The sequence below is a fragment of the Pseudomonas sp. R1-1 genome, from assembly GCF_051132135.1.
Classification (GTDB): Bacteria; Pseudomonadota; Gammaproteobacteria; order Pseudomonadales; family Pseudomonadaceae; genus Aquipseudomonas.
This window is the reverse complement of record NZ_CP071663.1, coordinates 4,736,801-4,755,061: the sequence shown is the minus strand read 5'-3', so window position 1 is coordinate 4,755,061 and position 18,261 is coordinate 4,736,801. Positions and strand designations below refer to the sequence as shown.

Sequence of the window (18,261 nt, the reverse complement as noted above, 5' to 3'; positions counted from 1 at the left end):
TCTATAAGAACTGAGGAAAGCGAAATGACTGACAAGCCTGGTTACCGTCGCCCGCAGGCAGGCACCCAGCCTGAGTACCTGCACCCGACCTACCAATCCACCAACCTGCGCTCGCCGTCCAAGCCATTGGTGCACCTGCCGCACTCGCTGTCGGAAATCACCGGGCCGACCATTGGCGCCGAGCGCCTGGTGGAAAATGACCACGACCTGACCGCCCAGCATGAAGGCGAGCCGTTGGGCGAGCGCATCATCATTCACGGCCGTGTGCTGGATGAAGACGGCTTGCCGGTGCCGGGCATTCTGGTGGAGATCTGGCAGGCCAACGCCGCCGGTCGCTACAACCATGCGCGTGACCTGCACGACGCCCCGCTGGACCCGAACTTCACCGGCACCGGGCGCACCGTCACCGACGCCGATGGCCGGTACCAGTTCCAGACCATCAAGCCCGGCGCCTATCCGTGGGGCAACCACCACAACGCCTGGCGTCCGGCGCATATCCACTTTTCGCTGTTCGGGCCGAGCATTCTCACGCGTCTGGTCACGCAGATGTACTTTCCCGGCGACCCGCTGCTGGCGTACGACCCGATCTACAACTGCGTGCCGGACACCTCGGCCAAGGAACGCCTGATCGCTGCTTTCGATCTGGACAAAACCATTCCGTCCTACGCCCTCGCTTACCGCTGGGACATCGTGCTGCGCGGGCGTGAAGCCACGCCGATGGAGAAATAAGATGACGCTGAATGCGACCACGTCCCACACCGTCGGGCCGTATTACCACATCGGCCTGACCTGGCTGAACCGCGAAGACCTCACTGTCGAGCAGACCCTCGGCGAGCGCGTGGCGATCACCGGGCAAGTGCTGGATGGCAACGGCGATGTCGTCAACGACGCCATGCTCGAAGTCTGGCAGGCCAACGCCGCCGGCAAATACGACCACCCGGAAGATCATCAGGACAAACCGCTGGACCCCCACTTCGAAGGCTTCGGCCGAGTGCCGGTGGATGGCGAAGGGCGGTTCCGCTTCACCACGATCAAACCGGGCAGCGTGCCGGGTCTGAAAGGCACGACCCAGGCGCCGCATTTGGTGGTGCTGGTGTTTGCCCGTGGCCTGGTCAAGCACTTGCTCACGCGGATCTACTTCGAAGGTGAACCGGCCAACGTCGATGACCCGCTGCTCGAATGCGTACCCGCCGAACGCCGCCAAACCTTGCTGGCCAAGCCGGATGCGTCAGGCGTTTATCAATGGAATGTGGTGCTGCAAGGCACCGAGGCCGAGACAGTGTTCTTCGATTACTGAACAACACCACCAACCCCTGTAGGAGTGAGCCTGCTCGCGATTGCGGTGTGTCAGGTTTGAATTGTCTTAATGACACACCGCAATCGCGAGCAGGCTCACTCCTACAAGGGAAACTGTGTAGTCGAGTGCATGATCGTTCCCACGCTCTGCGTGGGAATGCCGCCATGGACGCTCCGCGTCCACTGTGATGCAGAGCGTCACGGGATGCGTTACCACGCGGAGCGTGGGAACGATCAATAGACACCGGATGTGGAACGGGACTGTTGCAAAGTATGTCTAGACTCTCACTGTCCCTTTCGAGTGAAAAACAATGACCACCACCACCTCTCATTACACCGGCGAGGAGCGCAGCAAGCGCATCTTTGCCATTGTCGGCGCCTCGTCCGGCAATCTCGTCGAATGGTTCGACTTCTACGTTTACGCCTTTTGCGCGATTTACTTCGCTCCCGCGTTTTTCCCTTCCGACAACCCGACGGTGCAACTGGTCAACACCGCTGGCGTGTTCGCCGCCGGCTTCCTGATGCGCCCGATCGGCGGCTGGATTTTCGGCCGGGTCGCCGACAAGCACGGGCGCAAGAAATCGATGCTCATCTCGATTCTGATGATGTGCTTCGGCTCGCTGCTGATCGCGTGCCTGCCGACCTACAACTCCATCGGCGTCTGGGCGCCGATCCTGTTGCTGTTCGCGCGTCTGCTGCAAGGTCTGTCGGTCGGCGGCGAGTACGGCACCACCGCGACCTACATGAGCGAAGTCGCGCTCAAGGGGCAGCGCGGATTTTTCGCCTCGTTCCAGTACGTGACGTTGATCGGCGGGCAATTGCTGGCGGTGTCGCTGGTGGTGGTGTTGCAGCAGTTTCTCAACGAAGACGAACTGCGTGCCTACGGCTGGAGGATTCCATTCGTGGTCGGTGCGGTGGCGGCGCTGATTTCGCTGTTCCTGCGGCGTTCGCTGAAGGAAACCACCAACGAAGAAACCCGCTCGCACAAGGACGCCGGCAGCATCAGCGCGCTGTTCCGCGATCACAAGGCCGCGTTCATCACCGTGCTCGGTTACACCGCTGGTGGCTCGCTGATTTTCTACACCTTCACCACCTACATGCAGAAATACCTGGTGAACACCGCCGGCATGCACGCCAAGACCGCCAGCTACATCATGACCGGCGCGCTGTTCTTGTATATGTGCATGCAGCCGCTGTTCGGCATGCTCGCCGACCGGATCGGCCGACGTAATTCGATGCTCTGGTTCGGCGCCCTCGGCACGCTGTTCACCGTGCCGATTCTGCTCAGTCTGAAAAGCGTCAGCAGCCCGTTCCTCGCCTTCGTGTTGATCACCGTGGCGCTGGCGATCGTCAGCTTCTACACCTCGATCAGCGGTCTGGTAAAAGCCGAAATGTTCCCGCCGGAAGTCCGCGCCCTCGGTGTCGGCCTGGCTTACGCGGTGGCCAATGCGATCTTCGGTGGTTCGGCGGAATTCGTCGCCCTGAGCCTGAAAAACATCGGCATGGAAAACTCGTTTTACTGGTACGTGACGGCGATGATGGCGATCGCGTTCCTGTTCAGCTTGCGCTTGCCGAAACAGGCGGCGTATTTGCACCACGATCTCTAACCCGAAATGCGCGGGCCGCCGTGGCCCGCGCCGGCAAGGACTTTTATGACTCAGCGACCGGGCAATCAATTGTTCGATGCCTATTTCACTGCCCGCGATATGCGTGAGGTGTTCTGCGACCAGGGCCGGGTGCAGGCGATGCTCGATTTCGAAGCCGCGCTAGCCCGGGCCGAGGCGCGCGTCGGGCTGGTTCCGGCGTCAGCCGTGGCACCGATTGCGGCGGCGTGCGACGCAGTGTTGTATGACTTCGCCGCCCTCGGCGAGGCAATTGCCACGGCCGGCAACTCGGCGATTCCGCTGGTCAAGGCGTTGGGCAAGCAGATTGCCGCGACAGACGCCGAGGCCGAGCGCTACGTGCATCTGGGTGCGACCAGTCAGGACGTGATGGATTCCGGGCTGGTCCTGCAACTGCGTCAGGCGCTGCTGCTGATCGAAAACGAACTGGCGCACCTGGCCGATTCGCTCGCCGTTCAGGCCCAACGGTTTGCCACGACGCCCTTGGCCGGGCGCACCTGGCTGCAACATGCGACGCCGGTCACCCTCGGCATGAAAATCGCTGGCTGGCTCGGCGCCGTGACGCGCAGTCGTCAACGCCTGCAAGAATTGAAACCGCGCTTGCTGGTCCTGCAGTTTGGCGGTGCGTCGGGGACGCTGGCGGCGCTGGGGCAACACGCTCTGCCAATCGCCGAAGCCTTGGCCGAAGAGCTGCAACTGAGCCTGCCGGAACAACCGTGGCACACCCAGCGCGATCGCATCGTCGAGTTCGGCGCAGTGCTTGGGTTGATCGCCGGCAGCCTCGGCAAGTTCGGCCGCGATATCAGCCTGTTGATGCAGACCGAAGCCGCAGAAGTCTTCGAACCCGCGGCGCCGGGCAAGGGCGGTTCGTCGACCATGCCGCACAAACGCAACCCGGTCGGCGCGGCGGTGTTGATCGGTGCGGCGACACGGGTGCCGGGGCTGGTCTCGACACTGTTCAGCGCCATGCCGCAGGAGCACGAACGCAGCCTCGGTTTGTGGCACGCCGAATGGGAAACCCTGCCGGAGATCTGCTGCCTGGTGTCCGGTTCGCTGCAACAGGCGCGCTTGCTGGCTGACGGCTTGGAAGTGGATGCCGAGCGCATGGGCCGCAACCTCGAATTGACCCAAGGGCTGGTGCTGGCCGAAGCGGTGAGCATCGTGCTTGCACAACGGGTCGGCCGCGACACGGCGCATCATCTGCTCGAACAATGCTGCAAGCGCGCGGTGGCCGAGCAACGGCATCTGCGCGCGGTGCTCGGTGACGAACCGCAGGTCACTGCCGAGCTGAGCAGCGCCGAACTCGATGAGCTTCTGAACCCCGCGCATTACCTCGGTCAGGCTCACGTCTGGGTCGAGCGCGCGGTGGCCGAACACAACGCTTTGACTGTCTGAAGGAGAGGGCTGTGGCTTTCGTTCAACTCGCCGATGGCGAACTGCATTACCAGATTCAAGGGCCGGAGCACGCGCCGGTGCTGGTCCTGTCCAACTCGCTGGGCACCGACCTGCACATGTGGGACGCGCAGATGCCGGCGTTCACCGAGCATTTTCGCGTGCTGCGTTTCGACACTCGCGGCCACGGCCAATCGCTGGTGACTGAAGGGCCGTACAGCATCGAGCAGCTCGGTCACGACGTACTCGGTTTGCTGGATGCGCTGCACATCGAACGCGTGCATTTCTGCGGCTTGTCGATGGGCGGGCTGATTGGTCAATGGCTGGGGATCAATGCCGGGCATCGCCTGCACAAGCTGATCGTCTGCAACACCGCAGCAAAAATCGGTGATCCGTCGGTATGGAATCCGCGTATCGAAACCGTACTGCGCGATGGCGCGGCGGCGATGGTCGCGCTGCGTGATGCGTCGATTGCGCGCTGGTTCACGCCTGACTTTTCGGTGGCGCATCCCGAGGCGGCGAAGAAGATTACCGACATGCTCGCCGCGACCAATCCACAAGGTTATGCGGCCAACTGCGCAGCGGTGCGCGATGCCGATTTCCGTGAACAACTGGCTTCGATCAACGTGCCGTTGCTGGTGATCGCCGGAAGCGAAGATGCGGTGACGCCGCCGTCCGGTGGGCATTTCATTCGCGACAACGTACGCGGTGCGCAGTACGCCGAGTTCTACGCGGCGCACCTGTCCAACGTGCAGGCTGGTGCTGATTTCAGTGATCGTGTTCTGGCGTTTCTGAACGCTCGATAAGGGGATTTTCGTGGACGAGAAACAACGTTACGACGACGGCATGCAGGTCCGCCGCGCGGTGTTGGGCGATGCCCATGTCGACCGCAGCCTGACCACGCTGACCGAGTTCAACTCGGAATTCCAGGAGATGATCACCCGCCACGCCTGGGGCGATATCTGGACACGCCCGGGCTTGCCCCGGCACACCCGCAGCCTGATCACCATCGCCATGCTGATCGGCATGAACCGCGAAGGCGAACTGAAACTGCACCTGCGCGCCGCCGCCAACAACGGCGTGAGCCGCGGCGAGATCAAGGAAGTGATCATGCAGAGCGCGATCTACTGCGGAATCCCGGCAGCGAATGCGACGTTTCATCTGGCCGAATCGGTGTGGGATGAGCTCGGGGTTGAATCCCGGGAGTAATGACGCCTGAGCTGCCGCCATCGCTGGCGTGCCAGCGATAGCGGTGCATCGGTGACATGAAATTGGACTGACCTGACGCTATCGCCAGCAGGCTGGCTCCCACAGGGTTAAATGTTGGCCGCAGGCTACGGGTACAACGCCAAACCCTTGTAGGAGTGAGCCTGCTCGCGAAGCGGTGTGTCAGTCAAAGCTGGTTCGACTGGCCTGACGCTATCGCCAGCAGGCTGGCTCCCACAGGGTTAAATGTTGGCCGCAGGCTAAGGGTACAACGCCAAACCCATGTGGGAGCTGGCTTGCCAGCGATAGCGGTGCATCAGTGACATGAAAATTCGACTGACCTGACGCCATCGCCAGCAGGCTGGCTCCCACAGGGTAAAATGTTGGCCGCAGGCTACGGGTACAACGCCAAACCCATGTGGGAGCTGGCTTGCCAGCGATAGCGGTGCATCAGTGACATGAAAATTCGACTGACCTGACGCCATCGCCAGCAGGCTGGCTCCCACAGGGTAAAATGTTGGCGGTGGGATATGGGTACAACGCCAAACCCATGTAGGAGTGAGCCTGCTCGCGAGGCGGTGTGTCAGTCGAAGATGATTCGACTGACCTGACGCCATCGCGAGCAGGCTCACTCCTACAATTTGGATCGGTGTTTACAGCAGGCTGATCGGGTAGCTGACGATCAAGCGGTTCTCATCGAACTCGTTGTTGCTGAAATCCCGGCGCATGGTCGAGTTGCGCCATCTGACGTTGAGGTCCTTGAGGGTGCCGCTCTGCACGGTGTAGCCCAGTTCCGATTCGCGGCCCCATTCCTTGCCGTCGGTGATCGTCCCGGTGTGCACGTTGTCGCCGCTGATGTAGCGGTTCATCAGGGTCAGGCCGGGAATGCCCATGGCGGCGAAGTTGTAGTCGTGGCGCAGTTGCCAGGAACGTTCCTGGGCATTGTCGTAGCTGGCGTTGTAACTGTCGTTGGCCAGCGTCCCACCGCTGGTGCCGTTGACCCGCATCCACGCGCTGTCGCCGGTGAGTTTCTGCAGGCCGACGTAGAAGGTGCTGCCGCCGTATTTAGCCGAGAACATCCCGTACCAGGTCTTGTTATCCAGATCACCGGCGCGGGCACTGCCGTCCTCCTTGCCATAAAAGAAGCCGAGGTTGGCGCCAAGCGTCCAGTCGCCGAGCGGCTGGCTGTGCAGCACATTGAGGTACTGCTGGCTGTAGATGTCCTTGAGCTGGGCGTTCCATAAACCGATCTGCGTCCGCTTGTCGTTGAACAGGTATTCGCCGCCCTGGAAGTTGAATCGGTCGGAAGTGAACGCGGCTTTGCCGGTCATCGACAGGTCGCTCATGCTGCTGTCATCACGTGGGCTGTTGGCGCGGAACTGGCCGCCATACAGGGTCAGGCCGTCGATTTCCTTCGAGGTGATCTGACCGCCGCGAAAGGTCTGCGGCAGCGAGCGACCGTCGTCCGAACGCAGGATCGGCAGCACTGGCATCCATTCGCCAACCTTGACTTCGGTCTGGGAGAACTTCGCTTTGAAAGCGACGTTGGTGCGGCCGAAGTTATCGGCCGGGCGACCGTCGCGATCCAGCGGCAACAGTTGCGTGCCGCCAGTGCCTTTACCGCCATCGAGCTTGACCGAGTACAGACCCAGCACATCCATGCCGAAACCGACCGTACCCTGGGTGAAACCGGATTTGGCGTCGAGAATAAAACTTTGCGTCCACTCTTCCGCCTTGCCCTGCGCCTTGGTCGGGTTGGTGAAGTTGCGGTTGATGTAGAAGTTGCGCAGGTTCAGGTTGACCTTGGCGCCTTCGACGAAACCGGCTTCTTCGGCTGCGGCGGGCAGGGCCGCGCCGGCCAGGGCCAAAGCGATCAGACCGGGAAGTGCGTAAGGCGCAGGGGAAGCTTTCATGGGCGTGGGTCTCTCTTGTTTTTTTGGGGCGAACGAGGGCGCTGGCGCCGGTTTTCAGGGCGCAGACGGAAACACGATGGAGGATGAAACGGATTGATCAGCCGGGCGGGGCAGGGCGCGGGAGCATGGTGTCGAACCTGATGTTATTGGTTTTGTTGAGCGAATGGTGCGGGGCGCGCGGGGCTCGATTCAATTGGGTAAAGCGGGTTTTGGGCGATTATCGAACGCAGATTCAGCCGGATTTTGTAGCGTATATCAGGGCCTCATCGCGAGCAGGCTCACTCCTACAGGGGGGAACGCATTTCAAATGTAGGAGTGAGCCTGCTCGCGATAGCGTCAGCCCAGACAACATCAATTTTTCTCCAGGCAACAAAAAGCCCACCAAACGGTGGGCTCCTTGTGTTCACCGGATGATGATCAGAACAGCTTCATCTTCGGTGCTTCTTCTTTCAGCGGTTCGTTCTGCGCGGTCTGCGCATTCCAGCCGCCACCCAGGGCCTTGTACAGGTTGACCGCACTGGTCAGCTGCGCGAGGCGGTCGGTGATCAGCGCCTGTTGCGCGCTGAACAACTGACGCTGGGCGTCGAGGAAGGTCAGGTTGCTGTCGACCCCGATGCGGTAGCGACGTTCGGCCAGGCGGTAGTAATCCTGGTTGGCCTGCACGAAGTCACGCTGCGCTTGCAGCTGCTCGGTGTAGGTCTGACGCGCGGCGAGGCCGTCGGCGACTTCCTGGAAGGCCGTCTGAATGGACTTCTCGTAGTTCGCCACGCCAATGTCCTTCTGGATCTTGGCGTAGTCGAGGCTGGCGCGCAGGCTGCCGGCGTTGAAGATCGGCAGGTTGATCTGCGGCTGGAACAGCCACGTCCCCGAACCACCCTTGAACAGGCCGGACAGGTCCGGGCTCAGGCTGCCCGCGTTGGCGGTCAGGCTGATGCTCGGGAAGAACGCTGCACGCGCCGCGCCGATGTTGGCGTTGGCCGCTTTCAGGTTGTATTCGGCCTGAAGGATGTCCGGACGCCGCTGCAGCAGGTCCGAAGGCAGACCCGCCGGCACATCGCTGAGCAGGTCATCCGACAGCGGTTTGGCCGTCTGCAGGTTGGCCGGAATACCGGTGCCAAGCAGCAGGGTCAGGCTGTTTTCATCCTGCGCGACCTGGCGGGTATAACGCGCCAGTTGCGCCCGGGCGTTTTCCACGGAAGTGCGTGACTGCGCCAGATCCAGCGCCGAGGCCACACCGACTTCGTTGCTGCGGCTCGTCAGCTTGTAGCTTTCTTCGAAGGCACCGAGGGTGTCCTGGGTCAGCTTGAGCAGTTCCTTGTCCGCTTGCCAGGTCAGGTAGGCATTGGCGACGTTGGCGACCAGACTGATCTGCGTGCTGCGCCGCGCTTCTTCGGTGGCGAAGTATTGTTGCAGCGCTTGTTCGCTCAGGCTGCGCACCCGACCGAACAGGTCGAGTTCGTAGGCGCTGATGCCAACGGTGGCGGAGTACGAGCTGGTGATACCGGCTTCACCGGTCTGCGAGGCACGGGCCGGCAGACGCTGGCGACTGCCGGCACCATTGGCCGAGACCGCCGGGAACAGATCGGCGCGCTGGATGCGGTATTGAGCCGCGTACGCGTCGATGTTCAGCGCCGCGACACGCAGGTCGCGGTTGTTTTCCAGGGCCACCTGGATCAGCTGTTGCAGCGCCGGGTCATGGAAAAACTGCTTCCAGCCCTGCTCGGCAGCCGTCTGCGCCGGTGCCTGGGCCGGCGAATACGCCGGCCCCTGCGGGTACTGGCCTGCGACCGGAGCCTCAGGTTGCTGATAGTCAGGTATCAGCGAGCAACCGCTCAGCACGAAGGCGGCGACTGCGATGGAGAGTAGCGACTTGCTCATTGGCCAGCCTCTTTAGGAGTTTCAGGCGTTTCATCCGTGTCAGCGTTTTTGCGCTGGCCCATGGACGAAACCGTAACGAAGAACAGTGGGACCCAGAAGATCGCCAGGATCGTGGCCGTGAGCATACCGCCAATCACGCCCGTACCGATCGCATGCTGACTACCCGAGCCTGCGCCGGTGGAGATCGCCAACGGTACAACACCGAGGACGAAGGCCAGCGACGTCATGATGATCGGTCGCAGACGCATGCGGCAGGCTTCGATCGCCGCGTCACGCAGGCTGCGCCCTTGTTCATGCAGTTCCTTGGCGAACTCGACGATCAGAATGGCGTTTTTAGCCGCCAGACCGATGGTCGTCAACAGGCCCACCTGGAAGTACACGTCGTTGGACAGACCGCGCAGGCTGGTGGCCAGCAGCGCACCGATGATCCCCAGCGGTACCACGAGCATGACGGCGATCGGAATCGACCAGCTCTCGTACAGCGCCGCCAGACACAGGAACACCATCAGCAGCGACAGGGCGTACAGCGCTGGCGCCTGCGAGCCCGACAGACGTTCCTCGTAGGACAGACCCGTCCAGGAGATACCGACACCGGCCGGAAGCTTCTTGGCGATCGCTTCGACTTCGGCCATCGCTTCACCGGTGGAATAACCCGGCGCCGGAGAACCGAGGATCTCCATTGCTTCCACACCGTTGTATCGCGCCAGTTTCGGCGAACCGTAGATCCACTCGCCCTTGGCGAATGCGGAGAACGGCACCATGGTTCCGGCGCTGTTGCGCACGTACCATTTCTTCAGGTCTTCAGGGCTCATGCGAGCACCGGCCTGACCTTGTACGTAAACCTTCTTCACACGACCACGGTCGATGAAGTCGTTGACGTAGCTACTACCGAAGGAGATCGACAGCGTGCTGTTGATGTCGGTGAGGCTCAAGCCAAGGGCCTGGGCTTTCTCGTCGTCGATTTCCAGGTGGTATTGCGGCTCGTCGTTCAAGCCGTTCGGACGCACCTGGTAGAGCACCTTGCTTTGCGCCGCCATACCGAGGAACTGGTTACGCGCTTCCATCAGCTTGTCGTGACCGATACCGGCGCGGTCTTGCAGGAACACGTCGAAACCGGTGGCGTTCCCCAACTCCAATACTGCAGGCGGGGCGAAAGCGAACACCATGGCATCACGGAAAGTGAAGAAGTGTTGCTGGGCACGTTGGGCCAGGGCAAACACGCTGTTGTCCGCGTTACGCTCATCCCACGGCTTGAGCATGATGAACGCCAGGCCAGAACTCTGACCGCGGCCGGCGAAGTTGAAGCCGTTTACGGTGAACACCGAGGACACTGCGCCTGCTTCTTTATCCAGCAGGTAGGAACGCATTTCGTCGATCACGACTTGCGTACGTTCGGCGCTGGAGCCGGCCGGGGTCTGCACCTGGGCGAACAGTACGCCCTGGTCTTCTTCCGGCAGGAACGCGGTCGGAATGCGGGTGAACAGCCAGATCATGCCGACGACGATCAGCAGGTAGGCCAGCAGATACGGGATCTTGCGCTGGAGCATGTTGCCGACACCGCGCTCGTAGCTTCTGACACCGCTGTCGAACGTGCGGTTGAACCAGCCGAAGAAGCCTTTCTTCGGCGTGCCGTGCTCGCCTTTTGGAATCGCCTTGAGCATGGTCGCGCACAGGGCCGGGGTGAAGATCAACGCCACCAGCACCGACAGGGCCATGGCCGAGACGATGGTGATCGAGAACTGCTTGTAGATCACACCGGTAGAGCCGCTGAAGAACGCCATCGGCAGCAGTACCGCCGACAGTACCAGCGCGATACCGACCAGGGCGCCCTGAATCTGGCCCATGGATTTCTTGGTCGCTTCCTTCGGTGACAAGCCTTCTTCGCTCATCACCCGCTCGACGTTTTCCACCACGACGATGGCGTCGTCCACCAGCAAGCCGATGGCCAGCACCATACCGAACATGGTCAGGGTGTTGATGCTGAAACCGAACGCCGCGAGGATGCCGAACGTACCCAGCAATACCACCGGCACGGTCATCGTGGTGATGACGGTGGCGCGGAAGTTCTGCAGGAACAGGAACATCACCAGGAACACCAGCACGATCGCTTCGACCAGGGTTTCAACCACACCTTTGATCGACTCGGTCACCACCGGAGTGGTGTCGTACGGGAACACCACTTCCATGCCTTGCGGGAAGAACGGCTTGAGGTCGTCAATCGTCTTGCGCAGCGCCTTGGCGGTGTCGAGGGCGTTGGCACCGTTGGCCAGTTTTACCGCAAGACCCGAAGCCGGGCTGCCGTTGAACTGTGCAGAAATGCTGGAGTTTTCACCGCCCAGACCGACGTCAGCGACGTCGCCGACACGCACTTGCGAGCCGTCCTGGTTGACCTTCAGCAGAATCGCCTTGAATTGCTCGGCCGTCTGCAGACGCGTTTTGCCGATGATCGTGGCGTTCAGTTGCTGGCCTGGCAGCGCCGGCAAACCGCCGAGCTGACCGGACGAGACCTGGACGTTCTGCGCCGAGATCGCCGTGCTGACATCGCCCGGGGTCAGGTTGTATTTGTTCAACTTGGCCGGGTCGAGCCAGATGCGCATGGCGTACTGCGCACCGAAGACCTGGAAGTCACCGACACCGGCGGTCCGCGAGATCGGGTCCTGCATGTTCGACACGATGTAGTTGGACAAGTCGTCCTTGGTCATGCTGCCGTCACGCGAGACCACGCCGATTACCAGCAGGAAGTTTTTCACTGCCTTGGTCACGCGGATACCTTGTTGCTGCACTTCCTGCGGCAACAGCGGGGTGGCCAGGTTCAGCTTGTTCTGGACCTGTACCTGCGCGGTGTCGGAGTTGGTGCCTTGCTCGAAGGTCGCGGTGATGGTCATGCTGCCGTCGGAGTTACTTTCCGAGGACACATAACGCAGGTTGTCGATACCGTTGAGCTGCTGCTCGATCACCTGGACCACGGTGTCCTGCACGGTTTGCGCCGAAGCGCCCGGGTAGGTCACGGAGATCGCAATGGCCGGTGGCGCAATGCTCGGGTATTGGTTGATCGGCAATTTCAGGATCGAAAGTGCCCCGACCAGCATGATCACCAAGGCAATTACCCAGGCGAAAATCGGACGGTCGATAAAGAATTTTGACATGGATTACTCCCCTTTGCCGCCGGCGGCTTTGTCAGCTGCCTGTGCGGGGGCCGGGTTCTTGGTGCCGACGTTGGTCGCTTCGGTCGGTTTGACTTCCACACCTGGTTTAACGTACTGCAGACCCTCGGTGATCAGACGATCACCAGCCTTCAGGCCGTCTTCGATCAGCCACTGGCTGCCGACGGTGCGGCTGGCCTTGAGCTGACGCAGTTCAACCTTGTTGTCCGGGCCGACGACCAGTGCGGTCGGCGTGCCTTTAAGGTCGCGGGTCACGCCTTGCTGCGGTGCCAGAATGGCCGCGGAATTGACCCCAGCCTGCAACTGGGCGCGTACGAACATGCCCGGCAACAGGGTGTGATCCGGGTTCGGGAACACCGCGCGCAGGGTCACCGAGCCGGTGGTCGGGTCGACCGTCACTTCGGAGAATTCCAGCTTGCCGTCCAGCTTGTACTGGGTGCCGTCTTCGAGGGTCAGTTTCACCGCTGCGGCGTTGTCGCCGGACTTCTGCAGGCGACCGCTTTCCAGCTCGCGGCGCAGTTGCAGCAGTTCGACCGACGACTGGGTCACGTCGACGTAGATCGGGTCCAGTTGCTGGATCGTCGCCATCGCATCGGCCTGGCCATTGCTGACCAGCGCACCTTCGGTGACTGCGGAACGACCGATACGGCCGGAGATCGGCGCGTAGACCTTGGTGTAACGCACATTGATCTGCGCAGTCTGCAACGACGCTTCCGATTCCATGCGGTTGGCCACGGCGGTGTCGTATTCCTGACGGCTGACCGCCTGCTCATCGACCAGTTGCTTGTAGCGGTCGGAGATCGACTTGGTCGAACGCAGGTTGGCTTCGGCGCTTTTCAGGGTCGCTTCATAGACTGACGGATCGATCTGATACAACTGCTGGCCGGCTTTGACGTCGGCACCTTCCTTGAACAGGCGCTTGAGAATGATGCCGTTGACCTGTGGACGCACTTCGGCGATGCGGAACGCACTGGTGCGGCCCGGCAGTTCGGAAGTCAGGGTAAAGGCCTGGGGTTGCAGGGTGACTACGCCGACCTGAGGGGGCGGAGCGGCCGGAGCCGCTTCTTCCTTTTTACATCCGCTGAGCAGCGATGCCAGGGCGACGGCAGTGACCAGAGCGGTAACAGCTGGCTTGAATTGCATGAAGATCCTCGGGTCAGGCGCGCACAAAGCGCACAAGAAGTGTGAAAGGGTAAAAAATTCGTACCGGGTGGATAAGTAGCTTGCTAAGGAATATACTTACGTTCATGGTTGTTTGTAAATACCTTCGGCGCGTACCCACCCTGTTACAAAAGTCGTCGCAAGGTTCGAAATTGTAGGCTGGGGAGACGGTTCATGAGAGATCGCCCCCTCTTTATTCAGCGGATATTCAGCCATCCCTGAAACATCCTGTTTGAGGTTTTACTGCCATGGTCCGTCGTACCAAAGAAGAAGCTCAGGAAACCCGCAGCCAGATTCTGGAAGCGGCCGAGAAAGCCTTCTATGAAAGGGGGGTTGCCCGCACGACCCTGGCGGACATCGCGACCCTGGCCGGCGTGACGCGCGGTGCCATCTACTGGCATTTCAGCAACAAGGCCGATCTGGTCCAGGCGATGCTCGACAGCCTGCACGAGCCGCTGGAAGAACTGGCCAAGGCCAGCGAAAGCGAGGACGAACCGGACCCACTGGGCTGCATGCGGCAGTTGCTGATTCATTTGTTTCATCAAGTTGCGCTGGACCCGAAAACCCGGCGGATCAACGAAGTTCTGTTTCATAAGTGCGAATTCACCGATGAAATGTGCGATCTGCGCCAGCAGCGCCGGACGGCCAGTCTCGAATGCAACGTACGCATCGGCCTGACCCTGCGTAATGCGGTGAATCGCGGCCAGTTGCCGGAAGATCTCGACACCGCTCGTGCGGCCGTGAGTATTCACGCCTATATCGACGGCCTGCTGTACGGCTGGCTGCTCGCGCCGGACAGCTTCGAACTGCACGCCGAGGCCGAGCGTTGGGTCGACACCGGGCTGGACATGCTGCGCCTGAGCCCCAGCCTGCGCAAATGAAACAAAATGCGTAATTGACACAGCTTATGTCAATTGGCCGGCCTTTATACAGGTTGGCAGCGGGGGAGTTTATACGTAGCAAGCTGCGCATTTTGTAGGGAAATTGTGTCGCTCTTGTGAAATTGGGTTGCCCGTTTGCCCTCACCCTAGCCCTCTCCCGGAGGGAGAGGGGACTGACCGCGTTGTTGTTCAATCTACGCCGACCTGAAATATCCAGTCGAGCTCAGGATTTGAATACCACACCGATCGGCTCCCTCTCCTAGGGGAGAGGGCTGGGCGGGCGGCGTTCCGATGAGGGGCTAGGTCTCAAGCCCCACAACTACTTTCCAGCCGAACACAAAAAAGCCCCCGACTCTACAAGTCGGGGGCTTTTGCGTTGCTACGAGATCCGCCTTACAACGTCGGATAATCGATATAACCCACCGGCCCCTTGCCGTAGAAGGTTTCAGGATGCGGCGCATTCAGCGGCGCATCAGCCTTCAACCGCGCCGGCAGATCCGGGTTGGCAATGAACGGCACGCCGAATGCCACCGCATCCGCCTTGCCAGCCGCCAGCCACTCGTTGGCGCTGTCCTTGGTAAATTTCTCGTTGGCGATGTACGGGCCGCCAAACGCTTCTTTCAATTGTGGACCAAGGCTGTCAGCGCCTTCTTTTTCACGCGAGCAGATGAACGCGATGCCGCGCTTGCCCAGTTCCCGCGCCACGTAAGTGAAGGTTTCCGCCAGGTTGTCGTCGCCCATGTCATGAGAGTCAGCGCGCGGCGCCAGGTGCACACCGACACGGCCGGCGCCCCAGACTTCGATCGCGGCGTCGGTCACTTCCAGCAGCAGACGTGCACGGTTTTCCAGCGAGCCACCGTACTGGTCGGTGCGCTGGTTGGTGCTGCTTTGCAGGAACTGATCGAGCAGGTAGCCGTTGGCGCCGTGGATTTCCACGCCGTCGAAACCGGCGGCTTTGGCGTTTTCCGCGCCGGTGCGGTAGGCGTCGACGATGTCGGCGATTTCAGCGGTTTCCAGCGCACGCGGCGTCGGGTAGTCGGCCAGTGGACGCACCAGGCTGACGTGGCCTTTTGGCTGAATCGCGCTCGGCGCCACCGGCGCTTCGCCGTTGAGGTACGACGGGTGAGAGATACGGCCGACGTGCCACAGTTGCAGGAAAATCTTGCCGCCGGCGCCGTGAATGGCTCTGGTCACGTTGGCCCAGCCACGCACCTGGTCGTTGGACCAGATGCCCGGGGTGTCCGGGTAGCCGACACCCATCGGCGTCACCGAGGTGGCTTCGCTGAGAATCAGACCGGCCGAGGCGCGTTGCACGTAGTATTCAGCCATCAGCGCATTCGGCACGCGGCCTTCGTCGGCGCGGCAGCGGGTCAGCGGGGCCATGATGATGCGGTTGCTCAGCTCGATGTCGCCGAGTTTGATCGGGTCAAAAATAGTCGCCATGTCTACAAGCCTCTCGATGGAAAGTTGATCAGTTGGATGCAGCGGCCAGCTCGGCATTGCCGTTCTGGCGGAAAGTAATCAGCGTCACCAGCAGCGCCAGCACGGCCAGTGCAGCGGCGGCCAGCGGTACGCTGGTCAGGCCGTAACCGCGGGCGATGACCGTGCCACCGACCCAGGCGCCGAGGGCGTTGCCGACGTTGAACGCGCCGATGTTCAGGGTCGAGACGAGGTTCGGTGCAGCCTTGCCGAAAGTCACCACGTTGACCTGCAGCGCCGGCACCGCGGCGAAACACGCGGTGGCCCAGAGGAACAGGGTGATTTCGCTCGGGATCAGCGCGACGCTGGTCCAGCTCAGCACCGTGGAGATCACGGCCATGGCAATGAACACGCCGATCAGCGTGGCGGCCATGCCTTTGTCGGCCAGTTTGCCGCCGATGATGTTGCCGACGGTCAGACCGAGGCCGATCAGCATCAGCGTCCAGGTCACGCCACGCGGCGAGACGCCGGTGACTTCGCCGAGCAGCGGCGCCACGTAGGTGAACAGGGTGAAGACCGAGGCGGCGAACAGCGCGGTCATGCTCAGCGACAGCCAGATACCGGCGCCTTTGAGGGCAGCGAGTTCGGCGCGCATGTCGAGTTTTTCTTCGTCACGTTTGGCTGGCAGGAAGCGGATCAGGCCGATCAGCGCAATTACGCCAATCACCGTCACCGCCCAGAAGGTCGAGCGCCAGCCCGCGTGCTGACCCAGCGCCGTGCCCAGCGGCACGCCGAGCACGTTGGCCAGGGTCAGGCCGGTGAACATCAGCGCTACGGCAGAAGCGCGTTTGTTCGGCGCAACCAGATTGGCCGCCACCACCGAGCCGATGCCGAAGAACGCACCGTGGCACAGCGCGGTGATCACGCGGGCGAACATCAGCACGTTGTAATCACTGGCGATCGCGCAGAGCAGGTTGCCGACGATGAAAATGCCCATCAGCGCGACCAGTGCCGCCTTGCGTGGCAGTTTCGCCGTGGCCATCGCCATGAACGGTGCGCCGATGGCGACACCTAGGGCGTAGCCGGTCACCAGCCAGCCGGCGCCGGGAATCGACACACCGAGATCAGCTGCGACATCGGGCAACAGGCCCATGATGACGAACTCGGTGGTGCCGATGGCGAAGGCGCTCAAGGCGAGGATGAGGAGCGAAAGGGGCATGCGGTTTTCCTTGCGGCTGACTGACGTCAAGGGTCAGAGCTCTTTACTGAGGGTGCTGAGGAACGCCTGGATCACGTCCTCGTTACGTTTGAAAAAGTGCCATTGCCCGGCTTTCTGGCTGCTGATCAGACCGGCGCGTTGCAACGTCGCGAGGTGTGCAGAGACCGTCGACTGCGACAGGCCGCAGCGCTGGTCGATCTGCCCGGCGCAGATGCCGTACTCGTGGTTGTGCAACTGCTCGGGGAATTCGTTCTTGGGGTCTTTCAGCCAGTTGAGGATGTCTCGCCGTACTGGGTGCGCCAGGGCTTTTATTATTTCGTCGAGGTCGAGGTTCATGACAGGGCTCGTGTTGGCAGTGGCGATATATCGCAATGAGGCGAACTTTAAATCGTTGGATCGCGATATACCAATATGAATTGGTTCTGATCAGCGCATGAATCGCTATATCGGGTTATAACGATATAGGGCTGCCGACTCGCCTGGCGCAGTGCTAAGCTGCGCTCATGAACTATCTCGCACATTTGCACCTCGGTGGCCCACACCCCGAGCAATTGCTGGGCAGCCTCTACGGCGATTTCGTCAAGGGCCGGCTGCAAGGGCAGTTTGCTCCGCAAGTCGAAGCGGCCATTCAGCTGCATCGGCGCATTGACGTATTTACCGATCGTCATCCGCTGGTCGACATCGCCTTGAGCCGCTTCAGCGAAACCCGCCGGCGTTATGCGGGAATCGTCCTTGATGTGTTTTTCGATCATTGCCTGGCGCGGGACTGGTCGCTGTATGCCGAGCAACCGCTGGAGGTGTTTACCGCTGGCGTGTACCGAGTGCTTTCCAGTGAGCGGCAATTGCCGGAGCGGCTGGCGAAGATTGCACCGCACATGGTCGCCAATGACTGGTTGGGGTCGTATCAGCAGTTCGAAGTACTGGAGCAGGTGCTGCGGGGGATTTCGCGGCGGTTGACCCGGCCCGAAGAGTTGGCCGGGGCAATGCAGGAGTTGCGGCGATTGTATGAACCGCTGAGTGAAGACTTCAGTTTGTTCTACCCGCAACTGCAGGACTTTGCCCAAAACGCCGAACCCCTGAAGATCTAAACTGTGGGAGCCAGCCTGCTGG

Annotated in this window: 15 protein-coding genes; 8 read left to right on the top strand and 7 right to left on the bottom strand. The window is 61.3% G+C overall.

Annotation, left to right across the window (positions count from 1 at the left end):
* Positions 1–24 precede the first annotated feature (24 nt).
* The 6 genes from pcaH (at position 25) to pcaC (ending at position 5,519) form a co-directional block, all read left to right on the top strand.
* Positions 25–729, top strand: a complete 705-nt coding sequence (gene pcaH / locus J3P75_RS21320) for a protocatechuate 3,4-dioxygenase subunit beta (protein ID WP_434708084.1) — start codon at positions 25–27, stop codon at positions 727–729.
* Position 730: 1 nt separating this feature from the next.
* On the top strand, positions 731–1,297 hold the full coding sequence (gene pcaG, locus J3P75_RS21315) for a protocatechuate 3,4-dioxygenase subunit alpha (RefSeq protein WP_434708083.1): 567 nt from the start codon (positions 731–733) through the stop codon (positions 1,295–1,297).
* Between the two features lie 310 nt (positions 1,298–1,607).
* A complete protein-coding gene (locus J3P75_RS21310) occupies positions 1,608–2,903 on the top strand; it encodes an MFS family transporter (RefSeq protein WP_434708082.1) in 1,296 nt (431 codons plus the stop codon).
* 45 nt (positions 2,904–2,948) lie between these two features.
* Positions 2,949–4,313: a 3-carboxy-cis,cis-muconate cycloisomerase gene (locus tag J3P75_RS21305; RefSeq protein ID WP_434708081.1), complete on the top strand. Its 1,365-nt coding sequence runs from the start codon at positions 2,949–2,951 to the stop codon at positions 4,311–4,313.
* 11 nt (positions 4,314–4,324) lie between these two features.
* Positions 4,325–5,116 (top strand): 3-oxoadipate enol-lactonase, encoded by a 792-nt coding sequence (gene pcaD, locus J3P75_RS21300; protein ID WP_434708080.1) that lies wholly within the window; start codon positions 4,325–4,327, stop codon positions 5,114–5,116.
* 10 nt (positions 5,117–5,126) lie between these two features.
* A complete protein-coding gene (gene pcaC / locus J3P75_RS21295; RefSeq protein WP_025110738.1) occupies positions 5,127–5,519 on the top strand; it encodes a 4-carboxymuconolactone decarboxylase in 393 nt (130 codons plus the stop codon).
* 650 nt (positions 5,520–6,169) lie between these two features.
* Here pcaC and J3P75_RS21290 read toward each other — a convergent pair.
* The 4 genes from J3P75_RS21290 to emhA form a co-directional block, all read right to left on the bottom strand.
* On the bottom strand, positions 6,170–7,429 hold the full coding sequence (locus tag J3P75_RS21290) for an OprD family porin (RefSeq protein ID WP_434708079.1): 1,260 nt from the start codon (positions 7,427–7,429) through the stop codon (positions 6,170–6,172).
* Positions 7,430–7,846: 417 nt separating this feature from the next.
* Positions 7,847–9,307 carry an efflux RND transporter outer membrane subunit EmhC gene (gene emhC, locus J3P75_RS21285; protein ID WP_093103926.1) on the bottom strand — a complete coding sequence of 487 codons (1,461 nt, stop codon included), beginning with the start codon at positions 9,305–9,307 and terminating at the stop codon, positions 7,847–7,849.
* The gene (gene emhB, locus J3P75_RS21280; RefSeq protein WP_093103923.1) at positions 9,304–12,453 is read right to left on the bottom strand and encodes an efflux RND transporter permease subunit EmhB; all 3,150 of its coding nucleotides are present in this window, start codon (positions 12,451–12,453) and stop codon (positions 9,304–9,306) included. The genes emhC and emhB overlap by 4 nt, the downstream gene beginning before the upstream one ends.
* Positions 12,454–12,456: 3 nt before the next feature.
* Positions 12,457–13,614, bottom strand: coding sequence for an efflux RND transporter periplasmic adaptor subunit EmhA (gene emhA / locus J3P75_RS21275; protein WP_258450213.1), 1,158 nt, complete (start codon positions 13,612–13,614; stop codon positions 12,457–12,459).
* Positions 13,615–13,880: 266 nt separating this feature from the next.
* Between emhA and emhR the strand changes: the two genes are divergently transcribed.
* Entirely contained in the window at positions 13,881–14,513 is a 633-nt protein-coding gene (gene emhR / locus J3P75_RS21270) for an efflux system transcriptional repressor EmhR (protein WP_090282156.1), read from the top strand.
* 393 nt (positions 14,514–14,906) lie between these two features.
* Here the strand turns inward: emhR and J3P75_RS21265 are convergent, their stop codons facing one another.
* The 3 genes from J3P75_RS21265 to J3P75_RS21255 are packed head-to-tail and all read right to left on the bottom strand — an operon-like array spanning position 14,907 to position 17,487.
* The gene (locus J3P75_RS21265; protein WP_434708078.1) at positions 14,907–15,956 is read right to left on the bottom strand and encodes an alkene reductase; all 1,050 of its coding nucleotides are present in this window, start codon (positions 15,954–15,956) and stop codon (positions 14,907–14,909) included.
* 28 nt (positions 15,957–15,984) lie between these two features.
* Positions 15,985–17,151: an MFS transporter gene (locus J3P75_RS21260; RefSeq protein WP_434708077.1), complete on the bottom strand. Its 1,167-nt coding sequence runs from the start codon at positions 17,149–17,151 to the stop codon at positions 15,985–15,987.
* Positions 17,152–17,184: 33 nt separating this feature from the next.
* The gene (locus J3P75_RS21255) at positions 17,185–17,487 is read right to left on the bottom strand and encodes an ArsR/SmtB family transcription factor (protein ID WP_007917068.1); all 303 of its coding nucleotides are present in this window, start codon (positions 17,485–17,487) and stop codon (positions 17,185–17,187) included.
* A gap of 167 nt (positions 17,488–17,654) precedes the next feature.
* On the opposite strand from J3P75_RS21255, the gene J3P75_RS21250 reads away from it, so the two are divergent.
* Positions 17,655–18,239, top strand: a complete 585-nt coding sequence (locus tag J3P75_RS21250) for an ACP phosphodiesterase (protein WP_434708076.1) — start codon at positions 17,655–17,657, stop codon at positions 18,237–18,239.
* Positions 18,240–18,261: the final 22 nt, after the last annotated feature.